Raw genomic sequence first — 435 nt, 5'->3', positions numbered from 1 at the left:
CCTCATGAGCCTCGAGGCCGGGGCCCGCCGTGCCCTCGGGGAGTCCCAGGAGGCGCGAGCGCTGCTGCTCAAGGTCATCGAGGCCAATCCATACTTCACGGGGGCCTACAAGGACCTGGGATACATCTGCGTCTCGGACTGGGACATGGGCGCGGCCTGGCTGTGCTGGGACGCGGCGAGGAACATCGCGCCAGGCCACCACCTGCTGAAGGACGTAAGCGCGTTGGAGGAGATGCTGGCCACCGAGCATCCCGAGTACTTCTGACGGTGGAACGATGACGCGCGGCCCTGCCGTCACGAGGAGCCGGCGGGCATCACCTCGGCGACCCGCTTTCTGCCTCTCCGTCTGGACTGGCGAGGACGACGACATAGCCATCCGGGTCCTGGAGCCACATCTCCCGGTGCTGCGGCGCTGGGTTGACGTGCGGCTCTTCG

The 435-nt window shown here is 67.6% G+C and carries 1 protein-coding gene; it reads left to right on the top strand.

Annotated features, from left to right (window positions below; genetic code table 11):
• On the top strand, positions 1 to 265 hold a 265-nt coding region (locus tag D7Y04_RS44810), incomplete at its 5' end, for a hypothetical protein (RefSeq protein WP_158627698.1).
• Positions 266 to 435: the final 170 nt, after the last annotated feature.

It is taken from the genome of Corallococcus sp. AB038B, from assembly GCF_003668955.1.
In the GTDB taxonomy this organism is placed as follows: Bacteria; Myxococcota; Myxococcia; order Myxococcales; family Myxococcaceae; genus Corallococcus; species Corallococcus exiguus.
The sequence above is the reverse complement of the archived record's forward strand: the minus strand, read 5'-3'. Positions and strand labels throughout refer to the sequence as shown.